21 protein-coding genes are annotated in these 17,110 nt (G+C 70.9%); 8 read left to right on the top strand and 13 right to left on the bottom strand.

The genetic code is table 11. From position 1 onward, the window contains the following. The first annotated feature begins 20 nt into the window (after positions 1 to 20). The 5 genes from BN1187_RS05145 to trxA all read left to right on the top strand — a co-directional run bounded on the left by BN1187_RS05145 (position 21) and on the right by trxA (position 2,806). Entirely contained in the window at positions 21 to 461 is a 441-nt protein-coding gene (locus BN1187_RS05145) for a helix-turn-helix transcriptional regulator (RefSeq protein ID WP_040159307.1), read from the top strand. A 10-nt stretch (positions 462 to 471) separates the two neighbouring features. After that, positions 472 to 885, top strand: a complete 414-nt coding sequence (locus tag BN1187_RS05140) for a VOC family protein (RefSeq protein WP_040160063.1) — start codon at positions 472 to 474, stop codon at positions 883 to 885. A gap of 1 nt (position 886) precedes the next feature. Next, entirely contained in the window at positions 887 to 1,309 is a 423-nt protein-coding gene (locus BN1187_RS05135; RefSeq protein ID WP_040159305.1) for a DUF1801 domain-containing protein, read from the top strand. A 136-nt stretch (positions 1,310 to 1,445) separates the two neighbouring features. Next, complete coding sequence (trxB, locus tag BN1187_RS05130; RefSeq protein WP_040159303.1) at positions 1,446 to 2,444, top strand: thioredoxin-disulfide reductase; 999 nt, start codon at positions 1,446 to 1,448, stop codon at positions 2,442 to 2,444. Positions 2,445 to 2,482: 38 nt separating this feature from the next. Continuing rightward, positions 2,483 to 2,806 carry a thioredoxin gene (gene trxA, locus BN1187_RS05125; protein ID WP_040159301.1) on the top strand — a complete coding sequence of 108 codons (324 nt, stop codon included), beginning with the start codon at positions 2,483 to 2,485 and terminating at the stop codon, positions 2,804 to 2,806. 193 nt (positions 2,807 to 2,999) lie between these two features. On the opposite strand, the gene BN1187_RS05120 is transcribed toward trxA, so the two are convergent. The 12 genes from BN1187_RS05120 to BN1187_RS14025 all read right to left on the bottom strand — a co-directional run bounded on the left by BN1187_RS05120 (position 3,000) and on the right by BN1187_RS14025 (position 13,303). After that, on the bottom strand, positions 3,000 to 3,497 hold the full coding sequence (locus BN1187_RS05120) for a phosphoribosyltransferase (protein WP_040159299.1): 498 nt from the start codon (positions 3,495 to 3,497) through the stop codon (positions 3,000 to 3,002). 44 nt (positions 3,498 to 3,541) lie between these two features. After that, entirely contained in the window at positions 3,542 to 3,937 is a 396-nt protein-coding gene (locus BN1187_RS05115) for a hypothetical protein (protein WP_147675077.1), read from the bottom strand. A 352-nt stretch (positions 3,938 to 4,289) separates the two neighbouring features. Continuing rightward, a complete protein-coding gene (locus BN1187_RS05110; protein ID WP_040159294.1) occupies positions 4,290 to 6,545 on the bottom strand; it encodes an AfsR/SARP family transcriptional regulator in 2,256 nt (751 codons plus the stop codon). 253 nt (positions 6,546 to 6,798) lie between these two features. After that, positions 6,799 to 7,662 (bottom strand): LysM peptidoglycan-binding domain-containing protein, encoded by an 864-nt coding sequence (locus BN1187_RS05105; protein ID WP_040159292.1) that lies wholly within the window; start codon positions 7,660 to 7,662, stop codon positions 6,799 to 6,801. A 2-nt stretch (positions 7,663 to 7,664) separates the two neighbouring features. Continuing rightward, positions 7,665 to 8,051 carry a hypothetical protein gene (locus BN1187_RS05100; RefSeq protein ID WP_052462307.1) on the bottom strand — a complete coding sequence of 129 codons (387 nt, stop codon included), beginning with the start codon at positions 8,049 to 8,051 and terminating at the stop codon, positions 7,665 to 7,667. Between the two features lie 95 nt (positions 8,052 to 8,146). Beyond that, positions 8,147 to 8,515 carry a TadE/TadG family type IV pilus assembly protein gene (locus tag BN1187_RS05095; RefSeq protein ID WP_040159290.1) on the bottom strand — a complete coding sequence of 123 codons (369 nt, stop codon included), beginning with the start codon at positions 8,513 to 8,515 and terminating at the stop codon, positions 8,147 to 8,149. Beyond that, on the bottom strand, positions 8,512 to 8,700 hold the full coding sequence (locus BN1187_RS05090) for a hypothetical protein (protein WP_040159288.1): 189 nt from the start codon (positions 8,698 to 8,700) through the stop codon (positions 8,512 to 8,514). Before BN1187_RS05090 ends, BN1187_RS05095 begins: the two co-directional genes overlap by 4 nt. A gap of 23 nt (positions 8,701 to 8,723) precedes the next feature. Beyond that, positions 8,724 to 9,605 carry a hypothetical protein gene (locus tag BN1187_RS05085; protein ID WP_040159286.1) on the bottom strand — a complete coding sequence of 294 codons (882 nt, stop codon included), beginning with the start codon at positions 9,603 to 9,605 and terminating at the stop codon, positions 8,724 to 8,726. After that, positions 9,602 to 10,333: a type II secretion system F family protein gene (locus BN1187_RS05080; RefSeq protein WP_052462305.1), complete on the bottom strand. Its 732-nt coding sequence runs from the start codon at positions 10,331 to 10,333 to the stop codon at positions 9,602 to 9,604. Before BN1187_RS05080 ends, BN1187_RS05085 begins: the two co-directional genes overlap by 4 nt. Before the next feature lie 131 nt (positions 10,334 to 10,464). Next, positions 10,465 to 11,880: a TadA family conjugal transfer-associated ATPase gene (locus BN1187_RS05075; protein WP_040159284.1), complete on the bottom strand. Its 1,416-nt coding sequence runs from the start codon at positions 11,878 to 11,880 to the stop codon at positions 10,465 to 10,467. Then, the gene (locus BN1187_RS05070; RefSeq protein WP_040159282.1) at positions 11,877 to 12,674 is read right to left on the bottom strand and encodes a CpaE/TadZ family protein; all 798 of its coding nucleotides are present in this window, start codon (positions 12,672 to 12,674) and stop codon (positions 11,877 to 11,879) included. Before BN1187_RS05070 ends, BN1187_RS05075 begins: the two co-directional genes overlap by 4 nt. Next, on the bottom strand, positions 12,671 to 13,303 hold the full coding sequence (locus BN1187_RS14025) for an SAF domain-containing protein (RefSeq protein WP_147675076.1): 633 nt from the start codon (positions 13,301 to 13,303) through the stop codon (positions 12,671 to 12,673). The genes BN1187_RS05070 and BN1187_RS14025 overlap by 4 nt, the downstream gene beginning before the upstream one ends. 496 nt (positions 13,304 to 13,799) lie before the next feature. Between BN1187_RS14025 and BN1187_RS05060 the strand changes: the two genes are divergently transcribed. The 3 genes from BN1187_RS05060 (at position 13,800) to BN1187_RS05050 (ending at position 16,421) form a co-directional block, all read left to right on the top strand. Next, complete coding sequence (locus BN1187_RS05060; protein ID WP_040159278.1) at positions 13,800 to 14,426, top strand: NUDIX hydrolase; 627 nt, start codon at positions 13,800 to 13,802, stop codon at positions 14,424 to 14,426. Positions 14,427 to 14,507: 81 nt separating this feature from the next. Next, entirely contained in the window at positions 14,508 to 15,734 is a 1,227-nt protein-coding gene (locus BN1187_RS05055; RefSeq protein WP_052462304.1) for a cytochrome P450, read from the top strand. A 12-nt stretch (positions 15,735 to 15,746) separates the two neighbouring features. Then, positions 15,747 to 16,421, top strand: coding sequence for an HAD family hydrolase (locus BN1187_RS05050; RefSeq protein WP_052462303.1), 675 nt, complete (start codon positions 15,747 to 15,749; stop codon positions 16,419 to 16,421). On the opposite strand, the gene BN1187_RS05045 is transcribed toward BN1187_RS05050, so the two are convergent. Further along, positions 16,414 to 17,079, bottom strand: a complete 666-nt coding sequence (locus BN1187_RS05045) for a TlpA family protein disulfide reductase (RefSeq protein ID WP_040159276.1) — start codon at positions 17,077 to 17,079, stop codon at positions 16,414 to 16,416. The two genes, BN1187_RS05050 and BN1187_RS05045, sit on opposite strands and share 8 nt — an antisense overlap. Positions 17,080 to 17,110: the final 31 nt, after the last annotated feature.

The following is a 17,110-nucleotide window of genomic DNA, read 5'->3' as shown; positions in this document are numbered from 1 at the left end:
GCCTGGGGGACACTGGCGCCATGCCCACGGATCCGGCGCAGCGCCGCGACGACCTGGCCCGGCTGCGGCGGGTCCGCGACAGGATCGACCGGGAGTACGAACTGCCGCTCGACGTCGCCGAACTCGCCCGCGGCGAGCACGTCTCGGCCGGGCACCTCTCGCGCCAGTTCAAGGCCGCCTACGGCGAATCGGTCTACGCCTACCTGATGACCCGGCGCATCGAGCGGGCGATGGCGCTGCTCCGGCACTCGGACCAGACCGTCACCGCCATCTGCATGACGGTCGGCTTCACCTCGCTCGGCACCTTCAGCACGCGCTTCAGCGAGCTCGTGGGGCTGTCCCCCAGCGCGTACCGGGCCTGGGCGTCCGGGCGTGACCTCGACGGGGTGCCCGCGTGCGTCGTCCGCCGGATCGCCAGACCGGTCAGGAATCGAGAAGCCTCGGGCTGGCCCGCTCCGTAACGTGACGCGCATGAGCCTCACCATTCATTCCAGTTTCCTGCCCCACACCGACCCCGACGCGTCGCTCCGGTTCTACCGCGACGCCCTCGGCTTCGAGGTCCGCCTCGACGTCGGCCGGGGCGCCATGCGGTGGATCGCCGTCGGCGCGCCCGACCAGCCCGACACCAACATCGTCCTGCAGCCGCCGGTGTGCGACCCGGGGGTCTCCGCGGACGAGCAGCAGCTCATCGCCGACATGATGGCGAAGGGGACCTACGCCGCCATCAACCTCGCCAGCGACGACCTCGACGGCCTCTTCGAGCGGCTCGAGAGCGCCGGCGTCGAGATCGTCCAGGAGCCCAAGAACCAGGACTACGGCCTGCGCGACTGCTCCGTCCGCGACCCCGCCGGCAACCTCGTCCGCATCCAGGCCAAGGAGTCCTGAGATGAGCGACGGATTCACGAAGGCCGAGCGTGAGGCGATGAAAGAGCGGGCCGCCGAGCTGCGCGCCGAGAAGGGCGGCAAGAAGAAGGCCGACAACCTGCAGGCGCTCCTCGACAAGATCGAGGGCTTGTCCGGCGACGAGAAGAAGCTCGCCGTCGCGCTGCACCAGGTGGTCACGCGGGAGGCGCCCGGGCTCGACCCGCGGACCTGGTACGGCATGCAGGCCTACGAGAAGGACGGCGCCGTCCTGGTGTTCCTGCAGTTGCCGAGCAAGTTCGGCACCCGCTACGCGACGTTGGGCTTCAACGACGGCGCGCAGCTGGACGACGGGGACATGTGGCCCACGTCCTACGCCATCGCCGAGCTGACCGATGGGGTCCGCGCCCAGGTCGCGACGCTGGTGCGCCGGGCGGTCGCCGACTGACGTGGGACGCCGCCGGCCCGGCGGGAATACTTCGCCCCCGCCGAACGCTGGCATGGGCAGTGCCCGTCCGCCTGCGAGGACGCCGCGTCGTCCGTCGTTAGGCTTGGCCGGAGCCGTCTGATCGAAAGAGGAGTGCATGAGCGAGGTTCGCGAAGTCATCATCATCGGGTCGGGCCCGACCGGCTACACCGCCGCCGTCTACGCCGCCCGCGCCAACCTGCACCCGCTGGTGTTCGAGGGCGCCCTCGAGGCCGGCGGAGCCCTGATGAACACGACCGAGGTCGAGAACTTCCCCGGTTTCCCCCAGGGCATCATGGGCCCCGAGCTCATGATGAACATGAAAGAGCAGGCCCAGCGCTTCGGCGCCGAGCTGATCACCGACGACGTCACCGAGGTCGACCTGACCGGCGCGATCAAGCGCGTCAAGGACGCCACCGGCACCTGGCACGAGGCGAAGACCGTGATCCTGGCGATGGGGTCGGGCTACCGGCACCTCGGCCTGGCCGACGAGGAACGCCTCTCCGGCAAGGGCGTTTCCTGGTGCGCCACCTGCGACGGCTTCTTCTTCAAGGGCAAGGATCTGGCCGTGATCGGCGGCGGCGACTCCGCGATGGAGGAGGCCACGTTCCTCACCCGGTTCGCCGAGTCGGTGACGATCGTGCACCGCCGCGGCGAGCTGCGCGCGTCCAAGATCATGCAGGCCCGCGCCCAGAACGACCCCAAGATCCGCTTCGAGCTCGACGTGACCGTCGAGGGCATCACGGGCGAGAAGTCGGTCGAGGGCCTGGTCGTGCGCGACAACGCCACCGGCGAGACCCGCGAGCTGGCCGTCCAGGGCGTGTTCGAGGCGATCGGCCACGACCCGCGCTCCGCGCTGGTCGCCGATCAGGTGTCCTTGGACGCCGCGGGCTACGTCATGGTGCAGCCCGACTCCACCGCAACCAACCTGCCGGGCGTCTTCGCCGCGGGCGACCTGGTCGACCACACCTACCGGCAGGCGATCACCGCCGCCGGCACCGGGTGCGCCGCCGCGCTGGACGCCGAGCGCTACCTGCAGGAGCTCGCCGACGCGGTCACGGTCGAGAAGGCCATGGCGCGTGGCGACAACGAGGTCCAACCGGTTGCGGCAAACTGATTCGCACACCGAGCTCCGACAACGATCCGAGGAGAACCATGTCCGCTGTTGAAGAAGTCACCGACGCCACGTTCGGCGAGCAGGTGCTGAAGGCCGACAAGCCCGTGCTGGTCGACTACTGGGCCGACTGGTGCGCGCCCTGCCGCCAGCTGTCCCCCATCATCGACGAGCTGGCCAAGGAGTACGGCGACAAGGTCACGTTCCTGAAGCTCGACACGAACGCCAACCCCGAGATGCCGACGCGCTACGGCGTCATGGGCCTGCCCACCCTGCAGGTCTTCGTCAACGGCGAGGTCGTGAACTCGATGACCGGCGGCAAGACCAAGGCGTCGCTGATCAAGGCGTTGGACGAGTACCTCTGAGCCGACGCCCCTCGCTGCAGGGGCGCGGCACGGGTGACGGCACGCGTCGCCTCCCGTGCTGCACCGGCACAACGAAGCCCCCGGCTCAAAGCCGGGGGCTTTCGCATGCTCGGGCTCGGTGATGCCCGGTCATGGTGACCGCTGGACGCCCGGCCGCAGCGGCCGTGCGACCCGGCTCCGCGCACCCAGCGGGTCAGTTGTCGAGGCGGGGGTGCTCGGTGCGGTGGAGCGGCGGCAGCGCCGACCACGGGAAGGAGATCCACCGGTCGGTGCGCTTCCAGACGTAGTCGCAGGCGATGATCGAGCGCGGCTTCTCATACAGGACGGCGACGCGGGTCTCGAGGGCGAACTGGTCGGCGAAGTCGCGGACCATGCGCAGCGTCTCGCCGGTGTCGGCCACGTCGTCCACGATCAGGATCTTCTGGTCGGTGAGGTAGTTCGTGGCCGGCAGCGGCGGCAGGAAGATCGGCTCGGGCAGCCGCTCGTCGATGCCCGAGTAGAACTCGACGTTGATGATGTGCAGGTTCTTGTTGTCGAGCGCGTAGGAGATCACGCCGGCGGGGAGCAGGCCGCCCCGCGTGATGGAGAGGATGAGGTCGGGCACGAAGCCCGAGTCGATCACCGTCTGCGTCAGCTCCCGGCAGGCATCGCCGAACTGGTTCCACTCCAAGATCTCGCGCTCGTCGCTCATACCCCCATCATGGCAGGCGAGCGACGGTGGTCAGGAACCGGCTGTCAGCGTTGGTCGGACGCCAGCGCCGGCGACGAATTCGCCCACGCGATGAGCGCGACCAGGGCGAGTACCGAGAGCCCGGCTGCCAGCGGCAATCCATCGAGCGCGGCGCAGACCAGCGCGGCCGGGCACAGGACGAGGAACAGGATCGCCCAGGTTCGTCCGGCGGCGTCGCCGCGCCAGGAGTGGCGCCGGCGCAGCACCAGCGAGGTCGCGTACAACCAGCCGGTGAGCAGGAGCGCGAGCCCGACCAGCGCGGGCTGCGTCACCCGCGTGGCGAAGAGCGGGATCGTGGGGCCGTGGAGCAGGTCGTGCGGCACCAGCAGGAGCAGCGCGAGACCGGACGCGGCGAGGGCGAGGCACCTCACCAGGCCGTTCATGGCTCCTCGGGTCTTCATGACATTGAGTATAAGAAGAAACCAAGAAAACGCCTAACCGACACACGTCTCTAAGTTGCTCAAGGGTGAACCTCTGGTCGAGGGAGCACACCGCCTCCCGCTGGTAGGCGTCCCCTGGTGGGTGACACATTCTGGCGTCCTGGCTACCCCATACAGTGTGATCCATATCGCTCGGCGGCGCGCGGTCGCGGCCCCACGCGGCCCGCCGTCGAGTCCGGAGGGATGATCACCAACACATCACGACCGACCTGAGAGAATCCTTAACCCCTTGTCCGGGGCCTGTCGCTGCAGGAACCCATTCCGGGCCTCGCATCCGTGAGGAGTCCGGGCGTCTCTGGCGCAGATCCGCACGTCACGCCCGGCGGAGTCGTGGTCGTTCGTCCAGCAACTCTTGACAGATGTGCACCGTACTGGTCCGAAGATCGAGACCCAGCCGATCGGCGAGGTCCGTCAGCCGGCGGGCGAGCGCCTGCACCGCCGGGCGGTTCCCCAGGGCGTCCTCGGCGCGCATCAGCTCACAGAGCAGCAGTTCGTCGTCCGGCGCCGCCGTCAGCGCCCGCTCGCAGGCCCAGCGGGCCAGCGCTGCGTCCGCTTTGGCGAGCGCCGACCGGGCCAGCATGACGCCCGCGTCGCGCGCGAGGGCGGCCATGTCGGAGCGCAGCTCGCCCGCCCATGCCCATTGGCCGGGCATGGCGTCGGCGAACGGAGCGCCGGTGACGAGCTCGAGCGCGGAGCGGAGCTCGCCGTCCGAGGAGTTGTTGACGCCGCGGGCGACCAGCGCCTGCATCTCGGCCCAGTCAGAGGTCACGCCCGGGTGGAGGGCGATGCGTCCGGAGTAGGCGTCGGGGAGGTAGGGCTGGCCGTCCGGGGCGTCTCCGAGCCAGGTGCGCAGTCGGGACAGGTTGGAGCGGCGGGTTCCGTCGCTGACGAAGAGAGCCCGCGTCATGTCGAGGGCGGTGCTGCCCGGGTTCTGCAGGAGCCAGGCGCAGTACTCGAGGCAGCGCCCCCGTGCCCGGCTGGGCGGCTCGCCCTGCGTGCCCTCGAGCCGGACGTCCCCGAACAGCCGCAGCATGGGCGCCTCGATCGCCCGCTGGGGCCTGAGCGTGACCACCATCATGTCGTCGGACCTCCGGCTCGCGTCGTCCTTCTCCTTCCACCACGGCGCCACGTCGTCGGCGGGCGCGGAGGCGTCCTCGAACAGGGCGGCGATGCGATCGCGTACCGCGACCGGCAACGTCTGGGCCCGCAGGGACCTCCCCTCGGGTTCGAGCCGCCCTGCCGGGTCCTCGCCGGACCGGACGTCCCAGAGCCTGCGATGCTGGTGCGCGTCGCCGACCGGCGCCACCGCGGCGAGCCCCAGGGGGCGCAGCTCGATCGCCGCCTCGAGCCGCTCGATCTGAGCGGGCGTGGGTGGCTGCTCGAACAGGACCACCCAGGGCGCCCAGGCGTCCGCCCGGGCGGGATCGGTGCGGACGGCGTCGTACGCGTCGTCGGCCAGAGCCGCCATGCGCTCGGCCGCCGCCCGCTCGGTGGCCAGGACGGCGGCCTCGGGGTCGTCGAGGCAGCGGACGTCCTCCAGCGCGGCGGCGCGGACGAAGCGGTCGTCCGAGGTGACGACCCGAACGGAAAGCTCGTCCGCCCACGGGGCGCAGGTGAGCTCCACCTGGATGGCTGCGAGCGTCTCGGCGCTGGCCCCCCGCAGTCCCAGGACCCCGGCGCCGAGCAGGTCGATCATGATGTGCCGGCCGTCGTCGTCCAGGCCGAGCGTCACCAGCGCCGGGTATGCCACCGGCATCACCACGGCGGGGAGCCCCGCGAGGGCATCCCACCCGATACGCAGCGTCCGCCCGTGCCGGGAAAAGCCGACCGGTGCGTCCGGCGCCTCGTCCGCGAACACGAACTCAAGGGCCTCGGGGCTCACTCGGGCCTCGTCGAGCCGAGCGGCAGGACGCCTCCGCTGCCACCAATCGGCGCTGAGGTGGCGCATCGCGCGGTCGACCAGCCGCGTCCTCGCGAGCAACCGGTCGGCGGAATCGACCGCTCGTGCGGTCTCCTCGCTCACCACCCGCTCAGCCGGCTCATCCGGTCGCGCCAGCCGTCGGGCCCCGGGCGCGACCGTCGAGCCTGCTGTCGCGGCCGCGGAGCTGATCATCGCGGGGTCAAGCGTCTCTCCGAGCCACGGCGCTCCGGCCGGCGTGACCCCGGCGAGGTCGACCTCGGCATCTGAGCGGGCGGGCTCGTGCCCCAGCGCTCGAGCTACCTCACCGCTCTCGTTGTCCGTCCCGGCGGGCGGCGCCGCGGCCGCAGCCTGCGCCGGATCGATCGTGCCGCGGAGGAAATCGTCCAGACGGCCCTCGGGGTTGCCGTACAGCTCCTCGTAGCCGTCGAGGGCCGTCCACGGGATCGCCGCCCGCAGCCCGAGCGCGGTCTCGAAGCGTCGGACCTCCTCGTCGCTGGTTGAGCGGCGGCCGAGTTCGCGCTCCTGCGCCTGCCGCCGCCGGCGGAGCAGCGCGCCGCCCAGGACGGCGGCCGCCGCGGCGGCGCTGATCCCGCCGGCCACAGCGGCGATGGCGAGCTGGTCGGTCTGCCCGGAATCGCCCGCGGCCACCGATGTGCCCCTCGCCGGCGCCACCTCCGGCCCGGACGCGGGGGTTCCGGCCTGCTGCGTCCGACCCGGGCTGGGGCTCTGGTCGGAGCGCCCGTCCTCCCTTTCGGTCTCACTGGGCGCGGCGCTCGTCCCGGAGCTGTCCGGGGCGGCCGCGCTGGGTGTGGACGCGCTCGAGGCGTCCTGCCGTGGTGTCTGCGTCCCCTCCTTCCCCGTCGAGTGCGCGCGGCCGCCGGCTTCGTCGGTCTCCCGCCCTTCACCCTGGGACGCGGCTTCGCGCGGATCCGGTAGCTTCAGCACCCATCCGGTCTGGATGTAGTCCGGGTCGTGGATGCGGTCGCGGTTCAGCCGAACGATCGCCGGCCGGCCACGAGTCGGCGTCGCCCAATTCTTCGTCGGCGATCTTGCGCAGGGTGTCGCCCCGGAGCACGAGGCGGTAGTTGCCGGGATCAACGATGACCAGCACGGTTCCCGGAACAAGATCGCGCGCCGGATCCTCGGCCAGGTCGGGGTTCGCCGCGACAATGCGGCGCCACTGATCGCCGGCGCCGTAGTAGCGCTGGCCGAGGCTCCACAGGTCGTCGCCCGCGGACACCACGTGGATCATGGCGCCGCCGTGCGAGCCCTCCGAGGACTGCCCGGACGCCGCTGAGGACTCCGGCTCGCCGGACGCTTCTCGCGTCCCTGGGGGAAGCGACCTGCCGGAGTCGGCCCGGCTCTCCGCAACCGGACGGGGACCCGCCTGCTGTGACGGGACTGAGGGCGCACTGACCGGGGCAGGTGCAGCCGACGCGGTGGCGGCCTGGGCGGCCGCAGACGCCAGCAGTGACGTCAGCAGCATGCTCGCCACCGCACGCGGCGCGCCCAGGCCCGGGAGCGACCACGAGATCCTGCCGGCTGTCACCAGCCGCACCGATTCCAGGGCCAGCGACACGATCATCACGGCCCAGGCAAGCCAGGCCACGAGGGTCAGCGCGGCCAGGATGAGCCGGGGATCGGCGGGCGACCACAGGTTGAGGACGCCCCAGTCATAGAAGCCGGCGCGCAGCAGGACCCACGGAACGCCTCCCACCAGCGCGACCAGCGCGACCAGCGACCCGAAGCGGCGCACCACACGCATGGTTATCGTCTCCCTCTGTAGCGGTCCAGCGTCGAGCGGGCGCTCGCGTCCGCGGTGAAGCTGCCCGGCATTCCTGGCACGAAGAGGTCGGCCAGCGTCACGGTGCAGGTCACCCTCGCGCCCACGGCGGCGGGCCGTCCAACAGGCACGGCGAAGCCCGACGTGTCCACCGTGACGGTCAGTCCGCGACCGCAGCCGAGCCCGGACGCGACGGCGTCACGACGCACGAGGGACTCGGCGGTGCCGGCGGCCTCCGCCGCCGTGCGTGAGATGGACGCCTGGCGCGCAGCCGAGTCGGCCATGGACTGCACACAAGCCTGCGCCCACCAGATCCGGGCCCCGCCGACGACCAGCCCGATGAACAGCACGAGCGCCGGCATCAAGATCACGAACTCGACCGACGGGGACAGCCCCCGTTCCCGGGATCGTCCCCGGGGTCCGCCGGCTATCCGCGACCGCACGGAGGCAACCCCGCGACGTCCCGTCATGGCACCGTCACCCGTTCCCGGGGCCTGGTCACCTGCACGCGCACTCGGGTCTGCCCCAGGTCGATGAACGTCGGCATCCGTCCGGTCACCGTCGCGCCGGCCTCGGTGCCGCCCACCCGCACGGTGACGGAGGCGTCCTGCAGGCCGCCGTCCTCGGCGATGCGGCGTCCGATGCCCTCGGCTTCGGCAGGGGACGCCGAAAGCAGCGAAGCCTCTTCCGCGGCGGCGGTCGCGGCATTGCCGGCGACGGTGCGGCCGTGAGCCCACAAGCCGACCTGGATGATGGCGAAGACCAGCAGCAGGATCATCGGCATGAGCATCAGCCACTGCACCGACGCGGACATCCCCCGCTGGTCGCGGCTCATCGTCCCGGCAGGGTCAGCACCAGATTGCCGCTGATGAACGTGCGGACGGCCTGGATGACGAGGAAGGCCACCGCCACCGCGCCCGTGAGCAGCAGCACGTTCTCCGTGGACTGCGACAGGCCGCGCTCGTCGGGGCGGGGCGGGTTGACGAGCGTGCCGACGATGAGGTTGAGCAGACGTGCCATTTCGGTTCTCCTTCGTGGGTTTTCTAGGTTGAGACGAGCTTGAGCAGAGGCGGGATGAGGAAGATCAGCCCGAAGATGAGGCTGGGGATGACCATGAAGACGGTCATCCGCTCGGACGCGTCGTTCGCGGCCATCTTCATGGCGGTCAGGTGGGCGTCCCGGAGTTCCTTCACCCGGGCACGCAGCGTTCCCGACAGGGACGCGCCGGTCTCATCGAGCCGCATCACCTCGGCCAGGTCGACGAGCGCCGGAAGCTCCATCCGCTGCCCGAGATCCTTCAGGTCGCCGAAGGGCATCCGCTGTTCGAGGCGGGCTCGCTCCAGGGACCCGCGAATCGTGGAGAACACGGCGGTGTCCGAGAGGGCCGCCGCCGCGTGCAGCGACTGGGTCGCGGACTGGTTGGCCATCCGCTCGAGCGTGACGAGGTCGTAGAACGTGAGGACGGACTCTGTGGCGTCCGCGGAGATGTTCGGAGCGTCCTGGCGCAACCGCAAGTCGGGAAGGAAGAATCCCACCGCCGCCCCCACGATGGACGCGACCGCCGGGATCATCACCTCGCGCTCCCCGGTCAGCGCGGCCAGCACTCCCAGCAGCAGCGGCAGGAAGAAGCCGCCCGCGGCGTAGATGAGCTTGTCGGAGTAGAACCGCGTGACGCTGATGCCTTTGAGCTGCAGGCGCCGGGCCAGGGCGACCGAGACCCGTCCGCCGCGCCGATGCAGCCACCAGGCTCCCACGCGTTCGTCTGTCGGGACCTCCTCGGGTTCCGTCGCGGCGGGCCCGCTGTCGGCGAGCGCGGCCAGCGCGTCGTCCAGCCGCGGCGGAAGCGGACGGAAGGCGAGGATCGCCAGCACGATGCCGAAGGCGATGACCATGCCGGGCATGACGGTGACGAGCGTGGCGGTCATGGCAGCGGCCTCAGGATGCGGTCGCGCCCGCGCGGCAACGTCATCTTGCGCAGCATGAACAGCGACGCCGCGTACACGCTCAGCAGGCTCACGAGGATCAGCTGACCCACGGGCGTGCCGTACGGCGCGAAGAAGTCCCGGGCGAACAGCAGCCCGAAGGCCAGGACGCCGACGGTGATGATCGTCACCTGCCGCACCACAGCCCGCGGCTTCGACCGTTCGGCCTCGATCTCCCGCAAGGCCTGCAGCCGGTCCTGGATCGAATCGGCGAGTGCCCGCAGCGTGGCGGACGCCCCCGTGCCACCGCGCTGCACGGACAGGATCAGTGCGGCGAGCACCGCGTCGGCGTCGGGACTTTCGAGGTCGTCCGCCATCGCCATCAGGGCCTGCGCGGGCGCCCAGCGGTCGTCGAGTCGCCGGGCCAGGCTGGCGAGCGGAGCCGCCAGCGGCTCGGGTGCCTGCCGGGCGGAGACCCGGATGGCGTCCGCGATGGATTTGCCGGTCGACATCAGGCCGAGCATCGTGCGCACCCACCGATCCAGCGCCTCCAGCAGGCGGCGGTCGCGCTGCGGGGGCTCGCTCAGCAGCATCGGCAGGCCGACGATCGCTGCGGGGGCGACGAGGAGCATCACCGGCCATCCGGTCAGGTAGGTGATGACGACCCCGGCCCCGCACCCTGTGGCGAGCAGCAGCCACTGCCGGCGCGTGGTGCGACGGATCTTATCCACAGCCCTCGTCCACAGGGTTGTGGACCGTGTGGACGACGGCGTCCGCTGGGGAATCAGGCCCAGCCAGGCAGTGAGAGCGAGGCACGCCCCGGCCACAACGGCCATGCCAGCGACGGCTGCGGCGAGCGCGATCATCGCGATCTCCATGTGGACAGGAACGGTGCGAGCTCGTCGAGGTACGCCGCCTCGGGGTGATACGTCTCGGCGGAATGCTCGGTGCCGGCGCGGTAGACCAGGTGCGTGACCGGACGGTTGCCCTCCATCGCCCCGGTCAGCCTTCGGACCTCCGAGATGCGGCGGGTGCGCGTCCCGCCTCGCCAGGTGTCGTCGATCAGCTGGACGTGCACGAGCAGGCCTATGTGCAGCGCGATCTGCCGGAACGCCTCGTCGACCGTGAGGACGCCAGCCTGCGCGACCCGCGCAGCGAGTCGGTCCATCGTCGAGACCACGTCGTGGCTGTGCGTGGTGCTCAAGGTGCCGGCTCCGGACTGCATCGCTTCGAACATCGCGCCGGCCTCGGCGCCACGCACCTCGCCCACGATGAGCCGGGACAGGTTCTGCCGCAACGCCTCGGGGATGAGGTCGGCGACGGTGAACTCGCCGACCTGACGGCCGTCCTGTCGCTCGCCCATGCCGACGCGTGCCTGGAGCGCGACCATGTTCTTCCGGCCGGGCTGCAGGTGGGTGAGCAGTTCGTAGTCCGTCTCGAGGGTGCCGAACCGTTCCTGGGGCGGGATGGAGGCGATCAGCGCCCGCAGCAACGTGGTTTTTCCTGCGCCCTGATCGCCCGAGATCACGATCGACTGCCGGCCGAGCACCGCCGCGTGCAGCAGCTGTCCGACCTCGTCGGGCATCATCCCGCCGTCCACGAGCTCGGGCAGCGTCACCTCCGTCAAGATGTGCTGCCGGATCGTCACGGAAGGCCGGTAGGAGAGCCCGAAGCCGACGGCGTGAAGCCGGAAGCGATCACCGAGCGCGAGGGTCATGGTGGGGTGGGCGTCGTCGAACGGGCGCGCCGGCGTCACGGACTCCCCCAGGAACCGGATCGCCTCGACCAGTTCCTCATCGGTGTCGGCGACGGGCGGGTGCGGCTCGCGATGGCCGTCCCCGAACTGCACCATCACCGAGTCGCAGCCATGGATCTCGACGTTCTCCGCCCCGGGGATCTCGAAGAGCGGCTGCAGCCGGCCGTAACCGAAGATCGCGTTCTCCAGCGCGGCCGCGTACGCATGCTCGGTCTCCATCGACCAAAGGGATTCCCCGAGCATGCTCTGCTCTTCGGCGTAGTTGCGGACGACGCGGCGCAGCGTCTGCCGGGCGAGAAGCCGCCTGTCGACCTCGGCCAGATGGGCGCCGGTGCGCTCCTGCTGCTCGTCAACGGCCCGGCTGATCGCCTCCGACGCCCGTCGGCGGAGAACGACCACGAGCGGCCACTCGATCTCGACCTCGCGCACCATGCGCTCGATGCGGGGCGACACGGCGACGTCGCTCCGGCGGAGCGGAAGGTCGGTCGCAGCGCTGAACAGCGGGATGTCGGCGAGGCTCACGCGGTCACCTCCATGACCGGTTCGCGCCGCTCGACCGCGCTCAGGGTCGCCGCGGCGTCCGCGTAGCCGCGTGCCAGCTTGCGGCCCCACCACCCCGACCCGACGGGCACGCCGAGCGCCAGCTCGTCGGCCCAGCGCGGCTCCCACGGGATCTGTGCGGCGACGCCCACCCCGAACTGGTCCGTGATCTCGCCCGCCGCATACGGCCTCCCGGACCCGATCAGCACGAGACCGAGCCGGTCCTCCAATTGGCGCTCGGCCAGCAGGGGGAGATACAGCCGCACCGCGGCCAGCGCCGGCAGCGTGGTGCGCGTCACCACCAGCACCCGATCGGCCGTCTCCGTCAGCGCCTCGGGCAGACCGTGGCGACCGATACGCCCGGCATCCACCACCACGTCGGAGTGCATGTCGCGGAAGGTCTGGGCCAACTCCCGCCAGACCGGCCCGAAGAGGTCGATCGTGCCGAGCCGGACGAAGCCCGGCAGGAAGCGGCGCCGGACGGCCTGCGTCTCTTCGCCCGAACGTGGCCGGGGCCGTGGCGGCTCCGGCAACTCGAGCACCTGCTCGTCGATGGCGTCCAGCAGGTGGGTGCGCTCTCGATGCGCCTGCAGCAGACCCGGCAGGCCGCGGCCCTGGGTGACCTCGCCGCGCAGGTACCCCGCCAGGACCGACTGCGACGGCGTCCGGTCGGCGTCGGCCAGCAGGACGTCCCGCGGCCACGCGAGCGCCAGCCCCAAGGCGGTGACGGTCACGCCCGGCGATCCCGTGGCGCTGCAGAGGACGATGGTGCTCATCCGTCCCCCTGCGCGCGTCGCACCAACACCAGGCGGTCCGCCGCCGCCAGCCGGGCGACCGACTCGGCGTCATGGGCGGGCACGTTCACGTCCACCAGCACGCTGCCGTCCGCCTGGCCGACCGGGGCGTTGGTGAGCGTGGCCGCGACCGACGGGGGCACGCTCGCGGACGCCCCGGCCGCACGCTCGGGGACCGCGACGAGGAGCACCTGCGTGCCAGGGGGCATCCCGACGCTCGGCAAACGACCCGGCGGCAGCTTCAATCCCACCCGCGACAGCCCCGGTGCGAGGTCGGTCCGTCCGACCGCGCCTCGCACGACCACGGACCCCTGCGGAAGGTCGGTCACCGCCGTCTGCCCCACCACCGCGTTGAGTTCCTCGCCGGGCACCACGTCGAGGTCGGTCAACCGGCCGATGGTGATGACGCTCAGGTCAGCCGCCTGGATCTGCTCGCCGCGGTACAACGTTCGGGTCAGCTTGATAGCGGGACGGCTGTCCGTCACCGTCGTGAACAACAATGCGGACGCCAAACCGCCCAGAGCCACGAGCAGAATTCCCAATACCAGCCAGCGCAGATTGCGCCGGGGCCGGGCGCCTGCCGGTGCCGATAGGCCGGTTGATCGGGTCATGAATACAGTCCTGTTCTGACGAACGACGTCTGGGTGATGAGAATGTAATCAAGCGCCCGCGGGCACATTCAACACATTGCTGGATCTGTGGATAACTCGTGTTCACAGTGCGCTGACCAGGGACTTCGTGTGGATAACCACCGGTTCATACGTCGCCATCTTTTTTCCTTGCGGGAGCGCAGAGCGCGCGAAGAGATCGCGACACTCTCGCGTCGACGCAGCGGGACGGCCTCCCTGGAAGGCGTTCACTTAAATCGCGATAATTCCCCTACATATGCGCACGTCTCTAAATAGGATTCTTCCGACCCGCATTCTTTCGGGTGGAACGGCGCACGACGGACCGCGGGCCACCGGCGCAACAGGACGTCCCCACCCGGAAGATCAGCGCGTCCCCGTGCGGGCGCCTAGAGGAACGGCGGACGCCTTCCCGAATCTGGTCGGAACAACCAATAAGCGTCTAGACTGAATCCACACCCAATGATGTGGAGATCCAGCGATGACCAGGCCCCCGACGTCCAAAGTCTCGGTCGACGTGCTCACGCTGCGGTACAACCCTGAACAGCGAATCGTCGAGATCGGGGTGTCCCCGCGGGAGAACGAACCGTTCGCCGACCAGCTCGCGCTCCCCGGCGTCGTGCTGTGGGAGGGCGAGCGCCTCGCCGACGCCGCCAAGCGCGCCGTCAAGACCAAGCTCGGCACCGACCTGCTGTCCCACGGCCAGCTCACCGTGTTCGACGAGCCCGCCCGCGACCCCCGCGGCTTCACCCTGTCCGTCGCGATGTGGGGCGTCGGCGAAGACCTCGGCGACACCGCCCTGTGGTACCCGCTCGACGAGATCCCCGACCTGGCGTTCGACCACAACCGCATCGTCGAGGAGTGCCGGCCCCTGCTGGTGGAGCGGCTGTGGCACAACATCCCGTTCACGCAGGCCCTCACCGGACCGGCGTTCCCCGTCTCCGCGGCCGTCGCGATCACCCGCTCGCTGACTGGCACGCCGCCCGACCGCGGCAACCTCAACCGCAAGCTGGCGTCCATGAAGGGCCTCGACGTGAGCCACAAGAAGGTCGTGCTCGGCCGCGGGCGTCCGGGCACCCTCTGGGAGTGGCGCAGCCCGCTCATGTGACGTGCGGCCGCCCCGCCGCCGAAGCCAGCACGTCCTCTCGCCAGGGCCGCGGCTCAACCCCCCGCTGGATAGCCTCGACCCATGACGAGCCAGCGCCGTTCCACCTACCCCGGAGAGTCCGCGGAGCCCCGCGTGGAGCACGACGCGAACGTGTGGCGCATCCGATCCGCGGAGGCCGTCCGCCAGGTCCTCCGCGAGCGCGACGCCACCACCCAGGCCGGCTTCGCGTCCGAGACCGTCCCCTCGCGCCGCAACGACCCGATCCTCTTCATGGACGGCGAGAAGCACCGCCAGCAGCGCTCCAAGACGGCCCGGTTCTTCGCCCCCAAGACCGTGTCCACCCGCTACCGCGAGCTCATGGCCACCCGCGCGGACGACCTCGTCGCCGAGGCGCTCACCGAGGACACGTTCCGCCTCGACCAATTCTCCCTGCGCTACTCCGTCGAGATCGCCGCCCAGGTGATCGGCCTGACCAACTCCCCCATCGGGCCGATGGCCACGCGCCTCGAGCGCTTCTTCGAATACCCGCACGGGGACGCCGCGGACGCAAGGCGCGGAAGCAGCCGCTTCGCCAAGCTGCGCGCCCTCATCCTCGGCAACATCCCGATGGGCGCCTTCTACCTCTTCGACGTGCGGCCCGCCATCAAGGCCCGCCGCGCCGAGCCGGCCGAGGACGTGATCAGCCACCTCGTCGCCGAGGGCTACTCCGATTCCGAGATCCTCATCGAGTGCGTCACCTACGGCGCCGCCGGCATGGTCACCACGCGCGAGTTCATCTCGATGTGCACGTGGCACCTGCTCACCGACGACGGGCTGCGCCGCCGCTACCTGGACGCCGACCAGCACGAGCGCTACCTGATCCTCAGCGAGGTGCTGCGCCTCGAGCCGATCGTCGGCCACCTCTTCCGGCGCGCCCAGCGCGACTTCGCCTTCACCGCGGACGGCCAGACCCACCAGGTGCGCTCTGGCGAGCTCCTCGACCTGTTCATCCGGCAGGCGAACTCCGACGAGTCGACCGTGGGCGCCGAGCCGCTGCAGCTCCGCCCGGGCCGCGACCTGCCCCGCGGCATCGGCGAGGAGGTGATGAGCTTCGGCGACGGCCCGCACAAGTGCCCCGGCAACGCCCTCGCCATCCAGGAGACCGACGTGCTGGTGCGCAAGCTCATGGCCCTCGACCTGGAGGTCGTCCAGGAGCCGACCATCGGTTGGGACGCGCTCATCTCGGGCTACTCACTGCGTGGCTTCGTGCTGCGCGCGCGGCGTCCGGCACCGGTTGCCCGAGCGTTCGTCGCCGGACGGACGCCCTGAGACAATGACGCCATGACTGAACTGCCCGCCCGTGTCAGCGCCGTCATCTTCGACTGCGACGGCGTGCTCGTGAACACCGAGCCGCTGTGGGAGGAGGCCGAGGAGGAGCTGCTCGCCCGCTACGGGTCGGCGCTCGAGCCGGGCGACCGCGCGGCCGTGCTCGGCTCGCCCTGGGACTTCTCGATCCGGCTGCTGGCGCAGCGGGCGGGGGTCAGCGACCTCGACACCTTCGGCGACGAGCTCCGCGAGATCGCCGTGGCCAAGCTGCGCCACACGAGGCCGCTGCCCGGCGCGGTCGAGGTGCTCACGGCCCTGCACGGACGCGTCCCGCTCGGCATCGGTTCCAACGCCACCGTCGCGAACCTGCGCCTCGAGCTTGAGGCGGCCGGGCTGTACGACCTCGCCGACACCGTCGTCTCGTGCGAGGAGGTGGAGCACGCGAAGCCCGCCGCGGACGTCTACCTTGAGGTCTGCCGCCGCCTGGGCGCCGACCCAGCCACCGCGATCGGCGTCGAGGACTCCGCCAACGGCGCCCTCGCCCTGCGGGCGGCGGGCATCCCCGTCATCGCCGTCCCCACGATCGCCGACCAGGTGATCGACCACGACTGGCAGATCGGCTCGCTGGAGCAGATCGTCGACTGGGCGCACACCGTCCAGCCCCTGACGGACGGCGCAGCACTCAGCTGATCTGGTTGAGCGCCTCGTCCATCTGCTCGGGCGTGAGGATGCCGACGTGGGTCTGCCGCAGGACGCCCCGGCGGTCGATGAAGAAGTGCGTCGGGATGCCGACGGTCTGGTACTCCGACGCGATCTCGGAATCCTGGTCGGGGATGTGCGTGTACGTCATGCCGACGCGACGGGCGTAATCGGTGATCTGGGCCGGGTTCTCCGACAGGTAGACCGCCAGCACGGTCGTCCCGTCGCCGCGATGCCGCTGGTAGGCGGCCTGGATGTCGGGGGCCTCCACGCGGCACGGCGCGCACCACGTCGCGCCGAACGTCAGCCAGACCGGCTTGCCGCGGAACTGCGACAGCGACACGGCCTTGCCGTCCACGGTCTCGGCGGTGAAGTCCGGCACCGGCTGGCCCACCACCGGGGCCTTGCCGCCGGGGTTCGTGCTGACCTGGACGGCCTGCGCTCCCCCAGGCGCCCCCGCGCGCTGGGTGTCGCCCGGCTTCGGGATCAGGTAGGCGCCCGCGAGCACCGCCAGCACGATCCCGGCCAGCACGGCGTACGTGCCGAACCCGCGCTTCGGCTTGCCGTCGGCGCCCGTCGCGCCGGCCTCGCCGATCTCGCGCTCGGCCTGAGCCGCGTCGCGGCCGTCCACCTCGTTCTTCGCCCTCATCCTCATCCCCGTCTCGCTCGCCCGTCACTGC

The organism is Nigerium massiliense, from assembly GCF_000826085.1.
GTDB lineage: Bacteria > Actinomycetota > Actinomycetes > Propionibacteriales > Propionibacteriaceae > Propioniciclava > Propioniciclava massiliense.
Note: the sequence above shows the minus strand (reverse complement) of the source record. Positions and strands in the feature narration are given on the sequence as shown.